Source organism: Mesorhizobium qingshengii (assembly GCF_900103325.1).
In the GTDB taxonomy this organism is placed as follows: Bacteria; Pseudomonadota; Alphaproteobacteria; order Rhizobiales; family Rhizobiaceae; genus Mesorhizobium; species Mesorhizobium qingshengii.
This window is the reverse complement of record NZ_FMXM01000011.1, coordinates 85,350-105,967: the sequence shown is the minus strand read 5'-3', so window position 1 is coordinate 105,967 and position 20,618 is coordinate 85,350. Positions and strand designations below refer to the sequence as shown.

The following is a 20,618-nucleotide window of genomic DNA, read 5'->3' as shown; positions in this document are numbered from 1 at the left end:
TTTCCTATCTCAGCTTCAGGGTGGACAGGCCGACCAGCGCCAGGATCACGGCGATGATCCAGAAGCGGATCACCACCTGGCTTTCAGTCCAACCGAGCTTTTCGAAATGATGGTGGATCGGCGCCATCAGGAACACCCGCTTGCCGGTCATCTTGAAGTAGCCGACCTGGATGATCACCGACAGGATTTCCACCACGAACAGGCCGCCGACGATAACCAGCACGATCTCGTGCTTGGTGGCGACCGCGACCGTGCCGATCAGGCCGCCCATGGCCAGCGATCCGGTGTCGCCCATGAAGATCGCCGCCGGCGGCGCATTGAACCAGAGGAAGCCGAGGCCGGCGCCGATGACCGAGCCGAGCACGACAGCCAGTTCACCGGTGCCGGGCACGAAATGGATCTGCAGATATTCGGCGAACACGGCGTTGCCGGACAGATAGGCGATGACGCCGAAGGAGGCCGCCGCGATCATGATCGGCACGATCGCCAGCCCGTCGAGGCCGTCGGTCAGGTTCACCGCATTGCCGGCGCCGACGATGACGAAGCAGGAGAACGGAATGAAGAACCAGCCGAGATTGATGATGAATTCCTTGGCGAAGGGAAATGTCAGCGACGACGAGAACGGCGCCTGGCCGTTATGCATGATCGCCCACGCGGCGATGCCGGCGATGACGAATTCAAGTGCCAGCCGCGCCTTGCCGGAAAAACCGAGATGCGACTGCTTCGTCACCTTCAGATAGTCGTCGTAAAAGCCGATCGAGCCGAAACCCAGCGTGACCAGCAGCACCACCCAGACATAGATGCTCGACAGGTTCGCCCACAAAAGCGACGAGCCGATGATGCCCGACAGGATCATCAGCCCGCCCATGGTCGGCGTACCGGCCTTCTTGAAATGCGTCTGCGGCCCGTCGGCGCGGATCGGCTGGCCCTTGCCTTGCCGCAGCCGCAGCGAATTGATGATCGTCGGTCCGAAGATGAAGACGATCAGCGCCGATGTGATCAGCGCCCCGCCGGTGCGGAAGGTGATGTAGCGGAAGACATTGAAGACCGAGATCTTGTCCGCAAAATCGACGAGCAGTGTGAACATGCGCTTTTCGTCCCCCGACTTGATCTAGGTCTGTTTGCTGGTTGCGGATTCCGCCGGGAATTTGCCCAGCAGCGCATCGACCAGTTTTGCAAAACCGATGCCCTTCGACGATTTGATCATCACCACGTCGCCCGGCTGCAGGGCTGCAAGCAGCACCGGCTTCAGGTCATCGACGCCGGCGCGGTATTCCGTCTTGACCTCGCTTGGCAATGCCTCGGCCAGCGCCCGCATCTCCGGGCCACCGAGAAAGACGGTCTGCGTCCCGGTGCCGACGATGAGGTCAGCCAGCGCGGCATGCAGCTTGGCCGAATGGTCGCCGAGTTCCAGCATGTCGCCGAGCACGGCGATGCGCCGGCCCTCGCCCGTCACCGGCGTCGCGTTGAGCAGCGCCATGGCAGCAGCCATCGACGCCGGATTGGCATTGTAGCTCTCGTCGATCAGCGTGATCGGCCCTTTGGGATGGCGCAGCACATGGCGCTTGCCGCGCCCGCGCTCGGCCGAAAGATCGGCCAGCGCCAAGGCTATCTTGTCGAGATCAGCGCCGACCAGATGCGCCGCCCCCAGCACCGCCAGCACGTTCTGCACCATATGCCGGCCGGGAGCTCCGATACGAGCGATCATATCGTGGCCGCTGATCCTGGCGGCGATGTCGGAATGGTCGGCATGCAATTCGCATTTGACCAGCTTGAAGGTCGATCGCGCATTCTCGCCGAACCCGTAGACATGCTCGACGCCGGCGGCATGCGCCATCTTGTCGAGAAGCTTGAAACGCGCGTCGTCGCGGTTGAGAACCGCCGCGCCATCGGGCTCCAGCCCTTCGAAAATCTCTGCCTTGGCCCTGGCGATCTCGTCCAGGTTGCGGAAGAAGCCGAGATGCGCCGCCGCGATCATGGTGACGATCGCGACATGCGGCCTCACCATTTTCACCAGCGGCCGGATCTCGCCGGGATGGTTCATGCCGATCTCGAACACGGCATAATCGCAATCATCAGGCATGCGCGCCAATGTCAGCGGCACGCCCCAGTGGTTGTTGAACGACTGCGCCGAGGCATGCACCTTGCCGACGGCCGACAGCACGTGGCGCAGCGCTTCCTTGGTGGTGGTCTTGCCGGCCGAGCCGGTCACCGCGATGATCTTGGCGCTCGAGCGAGCGCGCGCCGCGACACCGAGTTTTTCAAGTGCGGCCAGCACGTCCTCGACGACGATGATCGGCGCCGTCAGCCGGCCGAGCGAAGGCAGCTTGCCTTCGGCCACCACCAGCACGCCGGCGCCGGCCTTGATGGCAGCGGTTGCGAAGTCATGACCGTCCATCGCCTCGCCCTTGATGGCGAAGAAGGCATCGCCCGGCTGCAGGCTGCGGCTGTCGATCGAAATGCCCGATATGCCGTCCGGCATCGGCCCGAGCGGCCGTCCATCCATGGCGGCAACCAGAGCCTCGGAGGTCCAAAGCAAGCTCATGCGGCACGCTCCCGCAGCGCGGCGCGCACTTCCTCATGATCGGAGAAATGCAAGGTCTCGGAGCCGATCGTCTGGCCTTCTTCGTGGCCCTTGCCGGCCACGATCAGCGTGTCGCCGGCATGCAGCATGCCGACCGCCTCGTGGATCGCCTGGCGCCGGTCGCCGATCTCGATCGCCCCGGGTGCGGCGGCAAGAATGGCGGCGCGGATCGTTTCAGGCACTTCCGAGCGCGGATTGTCGTCGGTGACGATGACGACATCGGCGAGCCGCGTCGCGATCTCGCCCATGATCGGCCGTTTGCCGCGGTCGCGGTCGCCGCCACAGCCGAACACGACCATGACACGGCCGGTGGTGAACGGGCGCACCGAGGCCAGCACATTTTCCAGCGCGTCGGGCTTGTGGGCGTAGTCGACATACACGGGCGCACCGTTGGCGGTGGTGCCAACGAGATCGAGCCGACCCGGCGCGCCCTTCAGTTTCTCCAAGGACATCAGGGCCTTGGCGACGGGCGTTCCGGTGGAAATGGCAAGCCCCGCCGAAACCAGCGCGTTCGAAATCTGGAAATCGCCCGCAAGCGGCAGGTCGATCTCGTAAAGCACGCCGTCGGCCTCGACCTCGGCGCGCTGGCGATGGCGTTCGTGCTCGACTCGCTTCAGCTTGAGGAAATCGCCATGGCGGCCAACCGTCAGCACCTCGAGCCCGGCCGCCTGCGCCGCCTGGATCGTCGGCGCCGACCACGGATCGTCGGCGAAGATGACGGCCGGTGCGCCCTTCGGCAGCAGCGTATCGAACAGGCGCAGCTTGGCGCGGTGATAGTCCTCGACCGTCGGATGATAGTCCATATGATCGCGGCCGAGATTGGTGAACCCGCCGGCCGCCAGCTTCACGCCGTCGAGGCGGCGCTGGTCGAGCCCATGGCTGGAGGCTTCCATCGAGGCGTGCGTGACGCCGGCATCCGCCAATTCCCTGAGCAGCAGGTGCAGCGCGACCGGATCTGGCGTGGTCAGCGAGCCATAGTCGTTGCGGCCCGGCGCCACCACGCCGGTGGTGCCGATCGAAGCGGCGGCATGGCCGGCCTGTTCCCAGATCTGCCTGGTGAAGGCAGCGACCGACGTCTTCCCGCTGGTGCCTGTCACCGCGACCATGGTCTGTGGCTGCTTGCCGAAATAGCGTGCCGCACTCAGCGCCAGCGCCAGGCGCGGATCATCGACTGCCAGCACCGGTACCGGCAGGCCGGCAATGGCGCTGCCCTGGCCTGCAACGATCGCGATGGCGCCACGCCCGGCCGCGTCGGCGGCATAGGCCGCGCCATCCGCCTTGGTACCGGCGAGCGCAAAAAAGACGACGCCCGGTTTTACCTGGCGGGAATCCGACGAAATCCCGGTAACCTCCAGGTCGGCGGAAGCTGTTCCTTCGACTGGCAGGATACCGGCTAGATCTTTTAGCTTCATCGAGTTCCGTTCACCGCAACAAAATAGCGCGCAGTTGCCGGCGCGCCCCAAGAATCACTGATAGGAAACCAGCGTTGCACCATTTTCATGGCTGAAATCTGGCTTCACGCCAAGTATGGCCGCTGAACGCCTGATGATATTGCCGGCTATGACCCCCGCATTCGCGGCCGCGACGTCTGTCATGCCAGGTTTTTCCGGGTGCGGGGCGTCGGCAATCGTAAACACCAGGTATTGCGGATCGTCCATCGGGAAGGCGGCGACGAAGGTATTGAAATTCAAGTCCTTCGAGTAGCGACCATTGATGACCTTCTCGGCTGTTCCGGTCTTGCCGCCAACGCGGTAGCCGGGGACCCTGGCGTTTCTGGCCGAGCCCTTCTCGGCGTTGAGCGTATAAAGGTAGCGCATCCCCTCGACTGTCTTGTCGCTGACCACTTTCTTGGCCACCGCCATCGCATCCTGCTCGCTGCGGACCAGGAATGTCGGCTCGATCAGGTAGCCGCCATTCATCAGCGCCGCGCAGCCGACGGCCGCTTGCAGCGGCGTCGTCGACACACCATGACCGAAGGCGATGGTGAACGAATTGACCTGTTTCCAGACCTTCGGTTCAGTCGGGCGGGCGACTTCCGGCAGTTCGGTCTGCATCCTGTCCAAAATTCCAAGGCGGTGCAGGAATTCGCGGTGCCCCTCGATGCCGACCAGCTCGGCCTCCCTGGCCGACCCGATGTTGGACGAATAGAGGAACACCTCCGGCAACGACAGCACGCGATTCTTGCCGTGGAAATCGTGAATGGCCTGATGGCCGACCCGGATTGGATGCGAGGCGTCGAAGCGGCTCGCCATCGTCGCTTTGCCGGAATCGAGCGCCATTGCTGAGGTGAAGCTCTTGAAGGTCGAGCCCATCTCATAGAGGCCCGCCGACATCCGGTTCAGCCGGTCCTTTTCCTGTGCATTGTAGGGATTGTTCGGATCGAAATCCGGCACCGAGGCCATGGCCACCACTTCGCCGGTCTTGACGTTGAGCACAACGGCACCAGCACCGATGGCGCGATAGCGCTCCAGGGCGGCGGCGATCTCGTCGCGCACGATATGCTGAACGCGCAGATCGATCGACAGCTTCACCGGCTTCAAATCCTTCGCCACCGCAAGGCCCGACGCCTGCAGGTCGCTCAGGCCCTGCTCATCGATATACTTCTCCATGCCGGAGATGCCCTGGTTGTCGATGTTGGTGAGGCCGACAATGTAGGATGAGGTCTCGCCGCTCGGATAGAAACGGCGCTTTTCGGTGCGGAAGCCAAAGCCCGGAATGCCAAGCTGCATGATGTCGGCCTGCTGCTTGGGTGTCAGCTGCCGCTGCAGCCAGACGAAGCCGGCGCCGCTCTTCAGCTTGTGGTAGGTCTGCTCGTAATCGATCTCGGGAAGTACCGTCGACAGCTTCTCGATTGCCTCGTCGGCGTCGACGATGCGGCGCGGTTCGGCAAACAGCGACGCCGTCTTGATGTCAGTCGCCAGCACCTCACCATTGCGGTCGACAATGTCGGGCCGCGATGCCGTCACCCGGCTCTGCGGGCCGCCCGACATGTCGGGGGTCTGGAAGCCGAGATAGACCAGCCGCCCGGAAATGATCGAGAAGATGCCGAAGAACACCGCCATCGTCATCACGATGCGCGTCCTGCCCTTGCCGCCGGTCGCCTTGCGGGCGCCCTCGACCACGATCGATCCGGCTTCGCTCGTGCTCGCGCGGCGTTTCAGCAGTTTGCCGATCATTGGGCGATGCCTCCGGTCACCACTGGATCCTTGTCGCCCGAGGGCGCCTTGTCGGAATTGTCGGCCATGCCGTCCTGGCGTCCTTTCAGGATGTCCTGAATGTCCAGGGCTTTGGCCGGCAGATCACCGATACCGACGATCTGGCGGGCGCTGACCGGCTCGAGCTCGAGCTGCGACTTGTAGAGTTCGGCCAGCTTCTGCAGCCGTGATGGCTGGGTGAGCAGGCTCCAGTCGGCCTTGAGCAGGTCGATCGTGTCCTCCTCATAGCGGATCTGGGCGTGGATCTTCTGCACCGCCGCCAGCTGTTCCTCGGCCTCGCGCTTGGTCTTGTAGGTAAGGGCCGCCGCCGAAACCATGACGGCGATCAGGACAATGTCGCTGGTACGAAACACGTGCTCACCTCTCTCCCGGCCGGTCGATGCCAGGAAGCTTTGGAAGGCCGAAGATCGAAAAGTCGCTGCTGCGCGCCGGCGCCTCGGTGCGGATCGCCGCGCGCAGCCTGGCCGAACGGGCGCGCGGATTGGCCGCGACCTCGGCGTCGCCGGCGGTCACGCCGCCACCCGCCTTGCGGAAGGTCGCGGTGCGCGCATGAGCCTCGGGCAGGTGACGCGAGCCGGTCGCGACGTCAGCCCGATCGGCGATGAAGCGCTTGACGATGCGGTCTTCCAGCGAATGGAACGTCACCACGGCGAGCCGGCCGCCCGGCTTCAGCGCGCGTTCGGCCGCGAACAAAGCCTTGGCCAGTTCGCCGAGCTCGTCATTGACGAAGATGCGCAGCGCCTGGAAGACGCGCGTGGCCGGATGGATCTTGTCCTTCGGCGCGCGGCCGATATGCGTCTCGATGGCGTCGGCGAGTTCCAGCGTGCGCTCGAACGGCCGCTTTTCACGCCGAGCCTCGATCATGCGAGCAATGCGCCCGGCATGACGTTCCTCGCCGAGGAAGCCGAAGATGCGGGCAAGGTCGCCCGGCTTGAAGCTGTTGACGACATCGGCGGCGCTGAGGCCCGCTCGCGCCATGCGCATGTCGAGTGGTCCATCGGCGCGGAACGAAAACCCGCGCTCGGCCTGGTCGAGCTGCATCGAGGAGACGCCGATGTCGAGCACGACGCCGTCGGCACTCTCGACATGCTCGTCCAGCGTCGAGAACGGCGCCTGCACCAGCCTCAGCCTGCCGCCCGATTGCGCCTCGAGGTCGCGCCCGGCGGCGATCGCGTCGGGGTCGCGGTCGATGGCCACCACGGAAGCCCCTGTGGCCAGAATGGCCCTGGTGTAGCCCCCGGCGCCGAACGTGCCATCGATGATGATGTCGCCCTCCGCCGGCGCCAGTGCCTCGAGCACTTCGCCAAGGAGGACCGGAATGTGGCGGGCCGATCCGCCAACGGCGTGAAGGTCATCGCCGTGGCCCACCGTCATTCCGGTCGCTCCCCAGGCTTCGTCCCCTGCCGAAGCTGCAAAAGCCGGGCCCGCGCCTGCGCGCCATAGGCAGCAAGCCGTCCCGGCTCCCAGATCTGAAAGAAATTGCCGCGCCCGACAAAGGCCACTTCCGACGAAACGCCGGTGTGCTCGCGAATGAAATCGCTCATCGTGATGCGGCCGTCCTGATCGAGCTTCAGGAAGGCGCCGTCGCCATGGCAAAAGAACGACATGTCGTCCGCCGTCTGCAAGAAGGGATCCTCGAGCGCGATTCGCTGCTCGTAGCGGTCGAGCAGGTCCAGCCCACCGACATCCATCGCCGGCAGGTCCAGGCAGCGCAGCGCGTAGAGCTCCGAATAGCCGCGCTTCTGCACGACGGCACGGAAATGCGCCGGAACGGACACCCGTCCCTTCGCATCGATCCTGCTCACCGTGTTTGACAGAAACCGGTCCATCACGCGTTACAGCCGCTTGCGCCGCCGCACCCCTCTCCATCTTGTCAAACGCACCGCCGCAGCGCGTTCCCTGCCCCGTTTCAGCCTCGTCCGCATGGGCAAAATCCGGCAAACGCGCAGCCGCCGCGGCTGCCCGATTGGCGTACGCTTTACCCTGACGCGGAACGAAGGCTTGAGTATCGAAATGGGATATCATGGGGCACTATGGGCGTCAACGGGAATAGGCTTCACAAACATGCGCGCCGCGACCAATGAGAGCAGCCTTGACGGCACGTCTCGTCTTTATGGTCCATTAAGCCTAACGAAGCGTTTAGAGCCGCCTGGCCCAAGCGGACGCGGCTTGCCGCGAGCCGCTGCCGGGCATAGCGTCGCGCTACATCTCGTCGGTCGCCAACAGGGTTAGAAATTCGATGTCTGAAACAGCAAAATCACGCGCGGCGGCACTTCCTCATCTGCGTCGCGGCGGGCTTGCGACAGGCGATTCCATCCCGTTGCCCCTGACCATGGCCGCCATTTTTCACGCGCCTGGCGACGCCACCGGTTTCAACCAGTACGGCCGTTTCAGCAACCCGACCTGGGACGCGGTTGAACATATGCTGGCCCACCTTGAAGACGCGCCCTGCGTCGCCTTTCCTTCGGGAATGGCGGCAATCTCGGCGGCGGTTTTTGCCGTACTCAAAGCCGGTGACCGTATCCTGCTGCCTTCGGACGGCTATCACACGACACGGGCGCTGGCCGACCGCTTCCTCAAACCGCTCGGCATCGCCTGCGATGTCAGGCCGACCTCGACCTTCCTCGATGGCGGCTTCGAGGGTTACCACCTGGCGTTTGTCGAAACCCCCGCCAATCCGGGGCTGGACATTTGCGATATCGCGGCCGTGGCCGAAGCCGCTCACAGAGCGGGAGCGCTCCTTGTTGTCGACAACACGACGATGACGCCCTTCGGCCAGCGGCCGCTCGACCATGGCGCCGATATCGTTGTTGCCGCCGACACCAAGGCGCCCAACGGCCATTCCGACGTGCTGTTCGGCCATGTCGCCAGCCGCAATGCCGATATCATCAGCGCCGTGACCGGCTGGCGCGAAGTTTCCGGCAGCATTCCCGGGCCGTTCGAAGCCTGGCTGGTGCATCGCGGCCTCGAAACACTGGATGTGCGCTTCGATCGCATGTGCGCTTCGGCTGAAGTGATCGCACGGCGGCTGAAAGGCCACCGGGCGATCAGCGGCCTGCGTTTTCCGGGCCTCGAAAGCGATCCGTCGCACAACCTTGCCCGCGCCCAGATGGAGCGCTTCGGCTTTCTGATCTCTTTCGAACTCGCCTCGGAAGACAAGGCCGAGGATTTCATCAACAACTGCGACCTGATGCATGCCGCGACATCCTTCGGCGGCGTCCACACTTCCGCCGAGCGGCGGTCAAAAAGAGGCGATGCGGTTCCCGCCGGTTTCGTTCGCCTGTCGGTCGGCTGCGAGCCTGTGGAAGAACTCTGGAAGGCGATCGAGGCATCGCTGGATAAAATCAGCGGCTGACAAATCGATTACGAGCCGAGATCGTCAGCTTCGATGTTGCGCTTGCCGTGCAGCACGCGGATGATTTCGATCGCGTCGCCGCCGACCCGATACAGCGTTAGATAATCTCCAACGACCAGATGACGGATGTCGGGCGCGATATCGTCGCGTGGGGCCCCCGAGAAGGGATAGATCGCCAGTTGCTGCCACCGTGCCTCGATGCGGTCGAGCAACCGGTCAGCAGCAGCCTCGCTGTCGCGCGCAACATGGAGCCAGATCGCGATCAGATCGTCTTCAGCGCGCGCGTTCCGAACGATGGGCAGCAAATTCATGCTGCGTCGTCAGATCGCAAGCGCCTCCGTGCCTCGGCCTTGATTTCATCCATCGACGCAAATCGTCCGGGCTCGCTGTCGATTCCCTCCTGCACCAGCTTGCGCAGTTCCTCGACGGTATAGCCATGCAGATCGCGCCGGTCCTTCCATTGCCTGAGCGCATCGCGGATCACTTCGCTCGCCGAGGCATACTCGCCGGCGGCGACCACATCGTCCACCGCCGCCGCCAGTTCCAGCGACAGCGTGATGCTGCGTTTGTCGACCTGTCCCATTGTAGGCTCCTGATGGCATTCGCTGATCGATGGTACGATTTAATCGTACCAGGTTCAAGCAACGACGAGTCCTACATCGCACGGATGAACCGCTGACAGCTTGAATCAACAAGTTCGCCCGAGGGCGCAACCTGCTGATCTAAAAAGGTTTCCTTCTATATCGTGGGAGAAAACTGCCAGCTGGCCTGTAAGCCGGGTTCTGTATGGCCCTCGCCCCTTGCGGTGCGAGAACGTGGCGGCCATTCATCTTGGACGCATGTTGCCATGCGCCTCACGCAACCTACCCGGACGGTGAGCCGGAAACAGCCCTCGAGGGTTTCCCCTCGCACCGCCCCTATTCGGTCTTGCTCCCGGTGGGGTTTACCGTGCCGCTCCTGTTGCCAGTCGCGCGGTGGGCTCTTACCCCACCCTTTCACCCTTGCCACGATAGATCGTGGCGGTTTGCTTTCTGTGGCACTTTCCCTGGGGTCGCCCCCGCCGGCCATTAACCGGCACCGTGTTTCCATGGAGCCCGGACTTTCCTCACCCACAGCCTTTCGGCATTTGTGGGTGCGGCCGCCCGGCCAGCTGGCAAGGCGTATAAAGGGGTTCACGTCCGAAAACGCAAACGAAAAAGCCGGCATAGCTCAAAGTGTTAGAGCGTACTTTGTGCGGTCGAATGACCACACGTCGCTCTAAGCGGCCGGCTCCCCATCGGCTACAGCGCCGCCATCTGCACCTTGACCTTGCTGCAATAGGCGGCCGACACCGGGTTCATTCGCGTCGCGGCATGGCCGGCATTGTATTTCAGGATCGTGCCGCAGGTGGTACCGCCGCCGAGATCCTGCGCCATGGCGAGATACTTCATCCCGTATTTGATGTTGGTATCCGGATCGAAGAGCCCCTTGGCCGAACCGTTGTAGCCCATCATCCGTGCCGTTGCCGGCTTGATCTGCATCAGGCCGATCTCGCCGGCGCTGCCGACCATGTTCGGCCGGTAGTTGCTCTCGATCCTGATGACGGCCTGCGCGAGCGAAACCGGTACGCCGTAGCTCGCGGCATAGCGTGCGACGATCGCGGAATACTGACCACTGCTGGCCACCGCGGCCGTCGACGCCGCCGCGTTCCTGAGACCAATCGATGCCGTTGTCGTCATGTCGATGGTCTTGCGGCCGCGCTTCGTCTGCCTTTTGGCGGTGGACTTCTTTTTCCAGCTTATCTTTTCCGCCTTGGCCGAAACCCGCTTCGCGCCGTGGCTTGCCTGCGTCTTGCCGCCTTTGGCCAACGTGGCCTTGCCGTTTTTTGCGGATACCGCGATGAACCCTTGATCGCCCCGCGGGCTGAGTGACGCGGCATTCGCGGCGCTGAACGCAAAAGTCATTACGCCGGCAGCAAGAGCTGCCGTTACAACGGTCAATTTCTGCATGTGATCCTGTTCTGTCTGGACCACGCGAAGATCTTCGCGCGGCACGGCTTGATTAATATCGGAACATCCGGGGGGATAGATGTTCGACAAACTGTACGAATTGCCCTTTGAAGGCCGAATTGGCGCCAATGAAGGCGGAGCAAGTCACTTTGAGTGACAGTTTGTAACCTGACAGGGGAAAAGATTACTTGGGCAGCGCCTTGACCCTGGATCAGCGTCTCATGGAAGCAAGCAACTTTTGCAGCGTGCGCATCGTCGAGCCGTCGGCAAGCCCGTCGACTAGACGGGGCCGGAAATGCCGCTGGAAAGCCTCGACGACTATCCGTGTCTGATGGTCGAAAATGCCTGATATCTCGACACCATAGCCGTAGAGCGCCAGCATCGACTGCAGCGCCTCGACATCGGCACCGTTGGCACCGGGCTTAAGCGCGGCTCCGCGCCTGATCGGGGCCGCCGGCACGAGATGGCCGACACCGGCTTCGAACAGGGCTTTCCACGGAAATTTCTCGCCCGGATCGATCTTGCGCCCCGGCGCCACGTCGGAATGCGCCAGCACCCGCTCGGCGACGATCGAATGCCGCATGGCGATCCCCTTGCACAGGCCAATCACGGCGTCGATCTGTCGCCCGGGGAAATCGCGATAGCCGAGCAAATGTCCCGGATTGACGATCTCGATGCCCACCGAACAGGAATTGATGTCGGTGCGTCCGAACCACGAACTCTTGCCGGCATGCCAGGCGCGGTCGCTTTCCCTGACCATCTGCACGATGTGGCCATTCTCATGGACGAGATAGTGCGCCGAGACTTCGCTGGCCGGATCGCACAGCCACGCTTCAGCCCCGGCCCCTGTCGCCATGCCGGTGTAGTGCAGCACGATCATGTCGGGTCTGAGCATGTCGCGCCTTGGCCCGAAATTTGGCGATACCCTGACCTCGGCACGTGGCTCGTCGGGCAGGAAGCCGCTCATGCGTGCCGCAGGCCCCGCTCGATCATCTCATAGGCGGCGTTGATCGCAGCGACCCTGGTCGTTGCGATCTTGATGAACTCCTGCGGCAGGCCGCGCGCGATCAGCCGGTCGGGATGGTTGTCGGAAACCAGCTTGCGATACCGCTTCCTGACTTCCTCGAACGGCTTGCCGCGCTCGATGCCGAGCACAATATAGGGGTCCCCGGCGCCGAGATTGACGTGCCGCGCCATGATGCTTTCGTAGTGCGCCTCGTCGATGCGAAAAATCTCGGCAATGCGGTGCAGGAAAACGCCTTCGCGCTCATGCACCAGCCCGTCGGCCTTGGCGATGTGGAACAGGCCGTCGAGTATGTCCTCCAGCATCACACAGTTCGAATGGCCCGAGCCGCAAAGCTGCGCCATCCGCTCGGCATAGGTCTCGAAACCGGCCACGTCGCGCTGGGCGAGATCGAACAGCCGCGCCACGTTGCGCGCTTCTTTCTGCGGTACTTCGAATATTTCCTGGAAGGCACGCACCTCATCCTGGGTGACGATGCCGTCGGCCTTGGCCATCTTGGCCGAGAGCGCGATCATTGCCACCGAGAAGGCGACGCGGCGACGCAGGTCGGCATCGCCGGAGAAAACCGTGCGCACGGCCTCGACGACGTCGGCGACACCCGACGTGGCTGAAGACGAAACCCGCGTGATGAAGTCGCCGAGGCGATCCCAAATCGACATGGCCCGCTTCATAGAGCCAACCGGTCCCCGCTATCAAGCCAATAACGGCCGGTGTCGGGGTTGTGAATGACCGGCAAAGAAAAGGCCGGCGCGAGGCCGGCCTTCCCTCCCAAGACACACTTACTGATACAAAGTACTGCTACTGAGACTAATTACTGCGCGGGGGCAGGAGCAGGCGTTGCCGGAGCCGGCTCGGCGGGCTTGGTGGAATTATCGGCCGGAGCAGCGGGCTTCATCGGCTGTTCGGCGGCCGGCGGATTGGTGCTCTGGGTGGTGGTGTTATCTTTGCCGCTGTCGCTGCAGGCTGCGACGCCAAGCAAGGCAAAAGCCGAAACTGAAGCAAGAATAAGTTTCTTCATGATATCTCTCCTTCTAGTAACGCCCCCGTTGCCGGTAGGCGGTCGAAGAGAAAATGCATCAGATGGATATGGGTTTCGTAACGTTGCGTGTCCGCATGTAACATCATGCGCATGGCCGTTGCAGGCCAAGCCATTGCGAACTAACAGATTGCATCGACAAGAATGCCGGAGCATGCCGCATGACCGCGAAGTGGGATTTCTGGATCGACCGCGGCGGCACCTTCACCGATGTCATCGGTCGTGACCCGCAAGGCGGGCTGCATCCGCGCAAGCTTCTATCCGAAAACCCCGAAGCCTACGCCGATGCCGCTATCCAGGGCATTCGCGACCTTCTCGGTCTGCGCTCCGGCGCCGCGATCCCGCCCGGCCTTATCGGCGACATCAAGATGGGCACCACGGTCGCCACCAACGCATTGCTGGAGCGCAAGGGCGACCGCGTCCTGTTGCTCATCACCAAGGGGTTTCGCGATGCGCTCAGGATTGCCTACCAGGCGCGGCCCGACATCTTCGCCAAGGAGATCATCCTTCCCGAACAGCTCTACGAGCGCGTCATCGAGGTCGACGAGCGCGTGCTCGCCGACGGCTGCGTCGAACGATTGCTCGACGCAGCCGCCTGCCGGCCGGCGATCGAGCAGGCGAAGGCCGATGGCATCGACGCCGTGGCCATCGTCTTCATGCATGCCTGGAAATATCCCGATCACGAGAAGGCGGTGGCAAAAATCTGCCGCAAGCTTGGATTCGGCCAGGTTTCGGTCAGCCACGAGGTGTCGCCGCTGATCAAGCTGGTCGGACGCGGCGACACCACGGTGGTCGACGCCTATCTGTCGCCGATCCTGTCGCGCTATGTGCAAAGGGTGGCGCGGGAGCTCGGCGTCACGGCGGGAGAGAGCGACCAATCCCCGCATCTCATGTTCATGATGTCGTCGGGCGGCCTCACCGCCGCCGACATGTTCCAGGGCAAGGATGCGCTGCTGTCCGGGCCGGCCGGCGGCGTTGTCGGCATGGTCGAGACGGCGAAACTCGCCGGCTTCGAGAAGGTCATCGGCTTCGACATGGGCGGCACCTCCACCGATGTTGCCCACTATGATGGCGAGTATGAGCGCGCCTTCGATACCGAAGTCGCCGGCGTGCGCGTTCGGGCCCCGATGATGCGCATCCATACCGTCGCCGCCGGCGGCGGCTCGATCCTGCACTACGAGGCAGGCCGCTTTCGTGCCGGGCCGGACTCCGCCGGCGCCAATCCTGGCCCGGCCGCTTACCGGCGCGGCGGCCCCCTGGCCGTCACCGACGCCAACGTCATGCTGGGCAAGCTGCAGCCGGAATTCTTCCCCGCCATCTTCGGCCCCGGCCAGAACGAGCCGCTCGATGTCGGGATTGTGCGCGAGAAATTCGCGGCGCTCGCCGCCGAGATCGGCGATGGCCGGCCGCCGGAAGCGGTTGCCGAAGGCTTCATCACCATCGCCGTCGAGAACATGGCCAACGCCATCAAGAAGATTTCCGTGCAGCGCGGCTACGACGTCACCGAATATCTCCTGAACTGCTTTGGTGGCGCCGGCGGCCAGCACGCCTGCCTGGTCGCTGACGCGCTTGGCATGGAGGCGGTGCTGATCCACCCGTTCTCCGGTCTGCTTTCAGCCTACGGCATCGGTTTGGCCTCGGTCTTTGCCTCACGCCAGCAGGCACTGCTGAAGCCTCTTGCCGAAGAGTCCAGAACCGAGATCGACACCCTTATTGCCACCTTGAGAAAAACCGTCATCGCCGAGCTCTCGGCGCAAGGCATCGCCGACGATGCCGTTGCCGCGAAGCCCGTGCTGCATATCCGCTATGACGGCACTGACACCACACTGCCGGTGAATTTCGAGGCGGACTCGATTTTCCAGGCCAAGCGCGATTTCGAGATCGCCCACAAGGCGCAGTTCGGTTTCGTCTATGATGACAAGCCGATGATCGTCGAGACAGTCGGCGTCGAAGGCACGGACACCGGCGGTGCCCGCCGCGACGAAAATGATTCAGCAACCGAAGATCTCACCTTAAGCCCTTCGCAGACCCGCGAAATCTTCACCGAAGGGGCGTGGCGTGCTTCCGGCGTCTTCCTTCGCGACGCGTTGAAGCCGGGCAACAGGATTGCCGGTCCTGCGTTGATCATCGAGCCGAACCAGACCGTTGTCGTCGAGCCGGGCTGGCAGGCCCAAATCACCGCCAGGAACCATGTGCTCTTGCGCCGCGTCGAGAAAAAGCGCCGGCAGGCGGCGCTCGGCACCGAAGCCGATCCGGTCATGCTGGAAGTCTTCAACAACCTCTTCATGTCGATCGCCGAACAGATGGGCGTGACGCTGCAGAACACCGCCTATTCCGTCAACATCAAGGAAAGGCTGGATTTTTCCTGTGCCGTCTTCGACCACAGCGGCGCCCTGGTCGCCAATGCGCCGCACATGCCGGTGCATCTGGGCTCCATGGATCGCTCGGTCGAAACCATCATCCGGCTCAATTCCGGCGACATCCACCCCGGCGACGTCTTTGCCCTCAATGCCCCCTACAATGGCGGCACGCATCTGCCCGATATCACCGTGGTGACGCCGGTCTTCGACGACATCAAGCAGAAGATCCTCTTCTGGGCGGCCTCGCGCGGCCATCATGCCGACATCGGCGGCACGGCGCCCGGCTCGATGACGCCGCTCGCCACCACGGTCGATGAGGAAGGCGTGCTGTTCGACAATTTCCGCATCGTCGATCGTGGAAAATTCCGCGAGAAGGAACTGCATACGCTGCTCACCGACCACCGCTACCCGGCCCGCAACCCGCACCAGAACATCGCCGACCTCAAGGCGCAGATCGCCGCCAACGAGAAGGGTGTCGCCGAACTGCGCAAGATGGTCGCGCATTTCGGCCTCGATGTCGTCGAGGCCTATATGGGTCATGTCCAGGACAATGCCGCCGAAAGCGTGCGCCGCGTGCTGGAACGGCTGCCGGATTCCTCGCAATATGAGTATCCGACCGACACCGGCCAGGTCATCAAGGTGAAGATCACTGTCGACCGGCAAAAGCGCGAGGCAACCGTCGACTTCACCGGCACCTCGCCGGTGATGAAGAACAATTTCAACGCGCCCGAACCGGTCGCCCGCGCCGCGGTGCTCTACGCCTTCCGCGTCATGGTCGAGGACATGATCCCGATGAATGCCGGCTGTCTGCGGCCCATCAACATCATCATCCCCGACGGTTGCATGCTCAAACCCTCCTATCCGGCGGCAGTCGTCGCCGGCAATGTCGAGACCTCGCAGCACGTCACCAACGCGCTGTTCGGCGCCATGGGAGCCATGGCCAATGCTCAGGGAACGATGAACAACCTCACCTTCGGCAACAAGCAGTACCAATATTACGAAACGATCTGCTCCGGCTCACCGGCCGGGCACATGAACTCCGGCCGCGGCTTTGCCGGCACCTCCGGCGTCCACACCCACATGACCAATTCGCGTCTCACCGACCCGGAAGTGCTGGAACTGCGCTTTCCCGTGCTGCTCGAGGATTTCCACATCCGCGAAGGCTCCGGCGGCAAGGGCCGATGGAATGCCGGCGACGGCACCAAACGCACCATCCGCTTCCTCGAAAAGATGGAATGCGCGATCCTGTCCTCGCATCGCAACCGGCCTCCGCAAGGCCTGGATGGCGGCGGCGACGGCGAGGTCGGCTCGACCAAGATCCGTCGCAAGAACGGCACGATCGAAATGCTGAAGGCCTGCGACCAGACCGTGCTTCAGGCGGGCGACGCCGTCATTCTGACGACGCCGACGCCGGGTGGGTTTGGCAAGGCCTGAACTGACGTCAACAGGCTGTCACCGGCCTGTCATGACCCTGGGTTACCCGCTTGCGGCAAAGCAAATGGGGAATCAGCTTGTCATGACGGACGTCTCCTCGGATCTGGTTTTTCGCCGCGGCAAGGAAGTTGGAAAAGCCGTCTACCAGAACCGCCCGCTGTCGAAAGCCGGCATTTCGGAACGGCTGTTCGCCTTCCTGTTTTCCGGTCTCGTCTATCCGCAGATCTGGGAAGACCCTGATGTCGACATGGAAGCGATGCAGCTTGGCCAGGGCCACCGCGTCGTCACCATCGCCTCGGGCGGCTGCAACATCCTGGCCTACCTCACCCGCTCGCCGGCACGGGTCGACGCCGTCGACCTCAACGCCGCGCATATCGCGCTGAACCGCATGAAGCTGGAGGCGGTACGCCATTTGCCGTCGCAGGGCGATCTGTTCCGCTTCTTCGGCGCCGCCGATACCAGCCACAATTCGGAAGCCTACGACCGTTTCATCGCGCCGCGTCTCGATCCGGTCAGCCGTCACTATTGGGAGCGCCGCAACTGGCGCGGCCGCCGGCGCATCGCCGTCTTCGATAGCAATTTCTACCAGACCGGCCTGCTCGGCCTGTTCATCGCCATGGGCCATCGCACTGCGAAGTTCTTCGGCGTCGACCCGGCAGGCATCATGCAGGCCCGCAACATCGGCGAGCAGCGGCGCTTCTTCAACGAGGAACTGGCGCCCGTCTTCGACAAACCGCTGCTGAAATGGGCGACCTCGCGCAAGGCTTCGCTGTTCGGCCTCGGCATTCCGCCGGCGCAGTACGATTCGCTGATCACCTCGGGTGACGGCACTATGGCCAGCGTGCTGAAAGCCCGACTGGAAAAGCTCGCCTGCGATTTCCCATTGCAGAGTAACTACTTCGCCTGGCAGGCCTTCGCCCGGCGCTATCCCGAGCCCGGCGAGGCCGCCCTGCCCGCCTATCTGGAAAAGCGGAATTACGACACCATCCGCGGCAACATCGACCGCGTTGCCATCCATCATGCCAATCTGATCGAGTTCCTCGCCGGCAAGGATGCCGGCTCGGTCGACCGTTTCGTCCTGCTTGATGCGCAGGACTGGATGACCGATGACCAGCTCAATGCGCTGTGGGCGGAAATCACCCGCACCGCTTCCACCGGCGCCCGCGTCATCTTCCGCACCGCCGCCGAACCCAGCCTGTTGCCCGGCCGCGTCTCCACCTCGCTGCTCGACCAATGGGACTACCAGAACGAGGCCTCGCGCGAATTCTCGGCCCGCGACCGTTCGGCCATCTATGGCGGCTTCCACCTCTATGTGAAGCGCCCGGCATGAGCACGACGGAGCTGCCGGCCAGCCACGCCGAACTGATGGACGGCGTCTACCGCTGGCAGCGCCACATCTACGACCTGACCCGCAAATACTACCTGCTTGGCCGCGACCGTTTGATCGACGGGCTCGATGTACCGGTCGGCGGCACCGTGCTGGAACTCGGCTGTGGCACCGGCCGCAACATCGTCCTCGCCGCCCGCCGCTACCCAGACGCCCGCTTCTTCGGTCTTGATATTTCAGCCGAAATGCTGGAGACGGCAAGCACTGCGATTGCCCGCGAAGGCCTGGTCGATCGTGTCACGCTCGCTCAGGGCGACGCCACGGCATTCGATGCCAAGGCACTGTTCGGACGCGTTGGCTTCGATCGCGTCTTCGTATCCTATTCGCTGTCGATGATCCCCGGCTGGGAGAAGACGGTGTCCGCGGCACTTGCCGCCCTCTCCCCGGGCGGTTCGCTGCATGTCGTCGACTTCGGCCAGCAGGAGGGCCTGCCGCGCTGGTTCCGGACCCTGCTGCGCGGCTGGCTCAGGAAATTCCACGTCGCACCACGCTCGACCCTGCGCGAGGTTCTGGAATCGGAATCTCGGCGAACCGCCGCAAGCTTCCGTTTCCGCACGCTTTATCGCGGTTATGCCTGGCTCGGCGTGGTAGCGTTGCCCCGATAGGCTGCTAATGCAGCGCCTTCACCAGCGCCCCCACCATCGTCTGCGGCCGGTAGCCGAGCTTGGTCGGCGTCAGGCCAAGCCGCACCACCACCAGCTGTTCTGATGGAATGATGGTGACCGTCTGCCCGTCATGCCCTTCCATCCAGTAGGTGTCCTTGGGCAGGCCGGCGGCCACGCCTGCGCCGGGGCTATCCTCGTCGCCCGGTGCCTCGATCCACAGCTGGCCCTTGCCGTAGACTTTCGAGGCGGGCGCCGGCTCCCGCATCCAGTCGACGAAGCCGGCCGGCAGGACCTGGTTGCCGTTCCAAACACCACCCTGCAACAGGAACTGGCCGAAGCGCGCCCAGTCATGCGCCGTGGCGTAGAGATAGGACGAGCCGACGAAGGTGCCCTGCTCGTCGGTCTCGAGCACCGCGCTGTGCATGCCGAGCGGCTCGAACAGTGCCGTGCGCGGCCACGTCAGCGCCTTGGCCTTGTCGCCGATCGCGCCTTGCCACAGACGCGACAGCATCACCGCCGTGCCGCTCGAATAGGAAAACACCTTGCCGACCTCGGCCGCCAGCGGCTTGGCTTCGGCGAAGCCCGCCATGTCGGGTTCGAGGTAGAGCATGCGCGTGACATCGGCGACGTCGCCATAGTCCTCATTGAACTCCAGCCCGCTCGACATCGCCATCATGTCGGCAAGGCTGATTGCGGCACGGCCGTCGGCCTTCCACGGCGCGAACAGCCCCTTGTCGGTGACAGCCATCTTGCCGTCCTTGACCAGCGTGCCGATGATTGCGGCGTTGACCGTCTTGGTCATCGACCAGCCGAGTAGCGGCGTCTTTTCCGAAAATCCGGAGCCATAACGCTCGGCGACGACGCGGCCGTTCTTGACCACCACCACCGCGCGCATGCCGGTGCCGGTCAGCGCCGCATCGTCGAGCAGTTTTGCAATCACCGGATCCTGCGATGCATCGACCCGCTCGCCTTCCGGCCACAGTGCATCCTTGCTGACCGCCGACGGCTCGGTATGGATCGCCGTGTGCCGCGCCTTGCCGACATCGCCATCGGGAACCGAAGCGCAGCCCAGCCCGTCGCGGGCAACGGCGACGCTCTTGCCGAGGAAGCCAAGCAGCCCCGCCGAAACCGTGCCTCGGTTCTTGTCCACCGAAACCCGCATCAGCCGCAGCAAAGGATGCCCGGGCGCCTGCACGTCGACGGCAAGCGCCTCTTTGGGGTCGCGGCCGGCGATGAAGACATTCGAGCACACGATCTTGGCCGAATAGCCCGCGCCGACGCGGATCAATTCGGGCGGCGCGATGTAAAGCCAGGCAAACAGAGCGGCGACCGCCAGCACGATCAGGCCGAGAAGCCATTTGATGAGCTTGACGACGAACCGCATTTATTTCCTCCCAGGCTCTCGCCTGAGCCTTATGTCATCGATTTGCCGCCATTGCTTCCGCAAATCGTGGTGCTTGTCGAGCGCCGTCAACTGATTATCAACCATGATCGGCGATCACAGGATGCATGTCGCCCAAAAGTGCACAGCGGTTTTGGGACAACGACATGCACGAAATTAAGATGCTGGGCGATGCTGTGGGGCGATCGCTCGGAGGGGGCCAGACCAAGCGGCGGCCATCAGTGCACA

18 protein-coding genes and 1 other RNA gene are annotated in these 20,618 nt (G+C 63.4%); 4 read left to right on the top strand and 15 right to left on the bottom strand.

Translation table 11 applies throughout. The features are described 5' to 3' along the window. Positions 1-4: 4 nt before the first annotated feature. From mraY to mraZ, 7 genes are read right to left on the bottom strand one after another with little or no spacing between them, the layout of a single operon-like run. Positions 5-1,087: a phospho-N-acetylmuramoyl-pentapeptide-transferase gene (gene mraY, locus BLS48_RS18620; protein WP_027029717.1), complete on the bottom strand. Its 1,083-nt coding sequence runs from the start codon at positions 1,085-1,087 to the stop codon at positions 5-7. Positions 1,088-1,111: 24 nt separating this feature from the next. Continuing rightward, positions 1,112-2,545, bottom strand: coding sequence for a UDP-N-acetylmuramoylalanyl-D-glutamyl-2,6-diaminopimelate--D-alanyl-D-alanine ligase (locus BLS48_RS18615; RefSeq protein ID WP_091580321.1), 1,434 nt, complete (start codon positions 2,543-2,545; stop codon positions 1,112-1,114). After that, positions 2,542-3,996 carry a UDP-N-acetylmuramoyl-L-alanyl-D-glutamate--2,6-diaminopimelate ligase gene (locus tag BLS48_RS18610; protein ID WP_091580318.1) on the bottom strand — a complete coding sequence of 485 codons (1,455 nt, stop codon included), beginning with the start codon at positions 3,994-3,996 and terminating at the stop codon, positions 2,542-2,544. Before BLS48_RS18610 ends, BLS48_RS18615 begins: the two co-directional genes overlap by 4 nt. A gap of 54 nt (positions 3,997-4,050) precedes the next feature. Further along, positions 4,051-5,760 (bottom strand): peptidoglycan D,D-transpeptidase FtsI family protein, encoded by a 1,710-nt coding sequence (locus BLS48_RS18605; protein ID WP_091580315.1) that lies wholly within the window; start codon positions 5,758-5,760, stop codon positions 4,051-4,053. Then, on the bottom strand, positions 5,757-6,152 hold the full coding sequence (gene ftsL, locus BLS48_RS18600; RefSeq protein WP_091580313.1) for a cell division protein FtsL: 396 nt from the start codon (positions 6,150-6,152) through the stop codon (positions 5,757-5,759). Before ftsL ends, BLS48_RS18605 begins: the two co-directional genes overlap by 4 nt. A 4-nt stretch (positions 6,153-6,156) precedes the next feature. Beyond that, positions 6,157-7,173 (bottom strand): 16S rRNA (cytosine(1402)-N(4))-methyltransferase RsmH, encoded by a 1,017-nt coding sequence (rsmH, locus tag BLS48_RS18595; protein WP_091580310.1) that lies wholly within the window; start codon positions 7,171-7,173, stop codon positions 6,157-6,159. Further along, positions 7,170-7,628 carry a division/cell wall cluster transcriptional repressor MraZ gene (gene mraZ, locus BLS48_RS18590; protein WP_091580307.1) on the bottom strand — a complete coding sequence of 153 codons (459 nt, stop codon included), beginning with the start codon at positions 7,626-7,628 and terminating at the stop codon, positions 7,170-7,172. Before mraZ ends, rsmH begins: the two co-directional genes overlap by 4 nt. A gap of 410 nt (positions 7,629-8,038) precedes the next feature. Between mraZ and BLS48_RS18585 the strand changes: the two genes are divergently transcribed. Beyond that, a complete protein-coding gene (locus BLS48_RS18585; RefSeq protein ID WP_091580305.1) occupies positions 8,039-9,154 on the top strand; it encodes a cystathionine gamma-lyase in 1,116 nt (371 codons plus the stop codon). A gap of 8 nt (positions 9,155-9,162) precedes the next feature. Here the strand turns inward: BLS48_RS18585 and BLS48_RS18580 are convergent, their stop codons facing one another. The 7 genes from BLS48_RS18580 to BLS48_RS18550 form a co-directional block, all read right to left on the bottom strand. After that, positions 9,163-9,465: a type II toxin-antitoxin system RelE/ParE family toxin gene (locus BLS48_RS18580; RefSeq protein WP_091580302.1), complete on the bottom strand. Its 303-nt coding sequence runs from the start codon at positions 9,463-9,465 to the stop codon at positions 9,163-9,165. Then, entirely contained in the window at positions 9,462-9,737 is a 276-nt protein-coding gene (locus BLS48_RS18575; RefSeq protein WP_091580298.1) for a type II toxin-antitoxin system ParD family antitoxin, read from the bottom strand. Before BLS48_RS18575 ends, BLS48_RS18580 begins: the two co-directional genes overlap by 4 nt. 172 nt (positions 9,738-9,909) lie before the next feature. After that, positions 9,910-10,308: RNase P RNA component class A (gene rnpB, locus BLS48_RS18570), an RNA gene on the bottom strand. A gap of 126 nt (positions 10,309-10,434) precedes the next feature. Continuing rightward, positions 10,435-11,142, bottom strand: a complete 708-nt coding sequence (locus tag BLS48_RS18565) for a lytic transglycosylase domain-containing protein (RefSeq protein WP_091580599.1) — start codon at positions 11,140-11,142, stop codon at positions 10,435-10,437. A 211-nt stretch (positions 11,143-11,353) separates the two neighbouring features. Beyond that, complete coding sequence (locus tag BLS48_RS18560) at positions 11,354-12,109, bottom strand: N-acetylmuramoyl-L-alanine amidase (RefSeq protein WP_091580295.1); 756 nt, start codon at positions 12,107-12,109, stop codon at positions 11,354-11,356. After that, positions 12,106-12,825, bottom strand: coding sequence for a J domain-containing protein (locus BLS48_RS18555; RefSeq protein ID WP_091580597.1), 720 nt, complete (start codon positions 12,823-12,825; stop codon positions 12,106-12,108). Before BLS48_RS18555 ends, BLS48_RS18560 begins: the two co-directional genes overlap by 4 nt. 152 nt (positions 12,826-12,977) lie before the next feature. Further along, entirely contained in the window at positions 12,978-13,184 is a 207-nt protein-coding gene (locus tag BLS48_RS18550; protein WP_091580293.1) for a hypothetical protein, read from the bottom strand. Between the two features lie 179 nt (positions 13,185-13,363). On the opposite strand from BLS48_RS18550, the gene BLS48_RS18545 reads away from it, so the two are divergent. The 3 genes from BLS48_RS18545 to BLS48_RS18535 are packed head-to-tail and all read left to right on the top strand — an operon-like array spanning position 13,364 to position 18,988. Then, positions 13,364-16,996 (top strand): hydantoinase B/oxoprolinase family protein, encoded by a 3,633-nt coding sequence (locus tag BLS48_RS18545; RefSeq protein WP_091580290.1) that lies wholly within the window; start codon positions 13,364-13,366, stop codon positions 16,994-16,996. A 31-nt stretch (positions 16,997-17,027) separates the two neighbouring features. After that, the gene (locus BLS48_RS18540; protein WP_091580287.1) at positions 17,028-18,326 is read left to right on the top strand and encodes a BtaA family protein; all 1,299 of its coding nucleotides are present in this window, start codon (positions 17,028-17,030) and stop codon (positions 18,324-18,326) included. Then, positions 18,323-18,988, top strand: a complete 666-nt coding sequence (locus BLS48_RS18535; RefSeq protein ID WP_091580284.1) for a class I SAM-dependent methyltransferase — start codon at positions 18,323-18,325, stop codon at positions 18,986-18,988. The genes BLS48_RS18540 and BLS48_RS18535 overlap by 4 nt, the downstream gene beginning before the upstream one ends. A 4-nt stretch (positions 18,989-18,992) precedes the next feature. Here BLS48_RS18535 and BLS48_RS18530 read toward each other — a convergent pair whose 3' ends face one another. Beyond that, positions 18,993-20,372 (bottom strand): serine hydrolase domain-containing protein, encoded by a 1,380-nt coding sequence (locus BLS48_RS18530; protein ID WP_091580282.1) that lies wholly within the window; start codon positions 20,370-20,372, stop codon positions 18,993-18,995. Positions 20,373-20,618 lie beyond the last annotated feature (246 nt).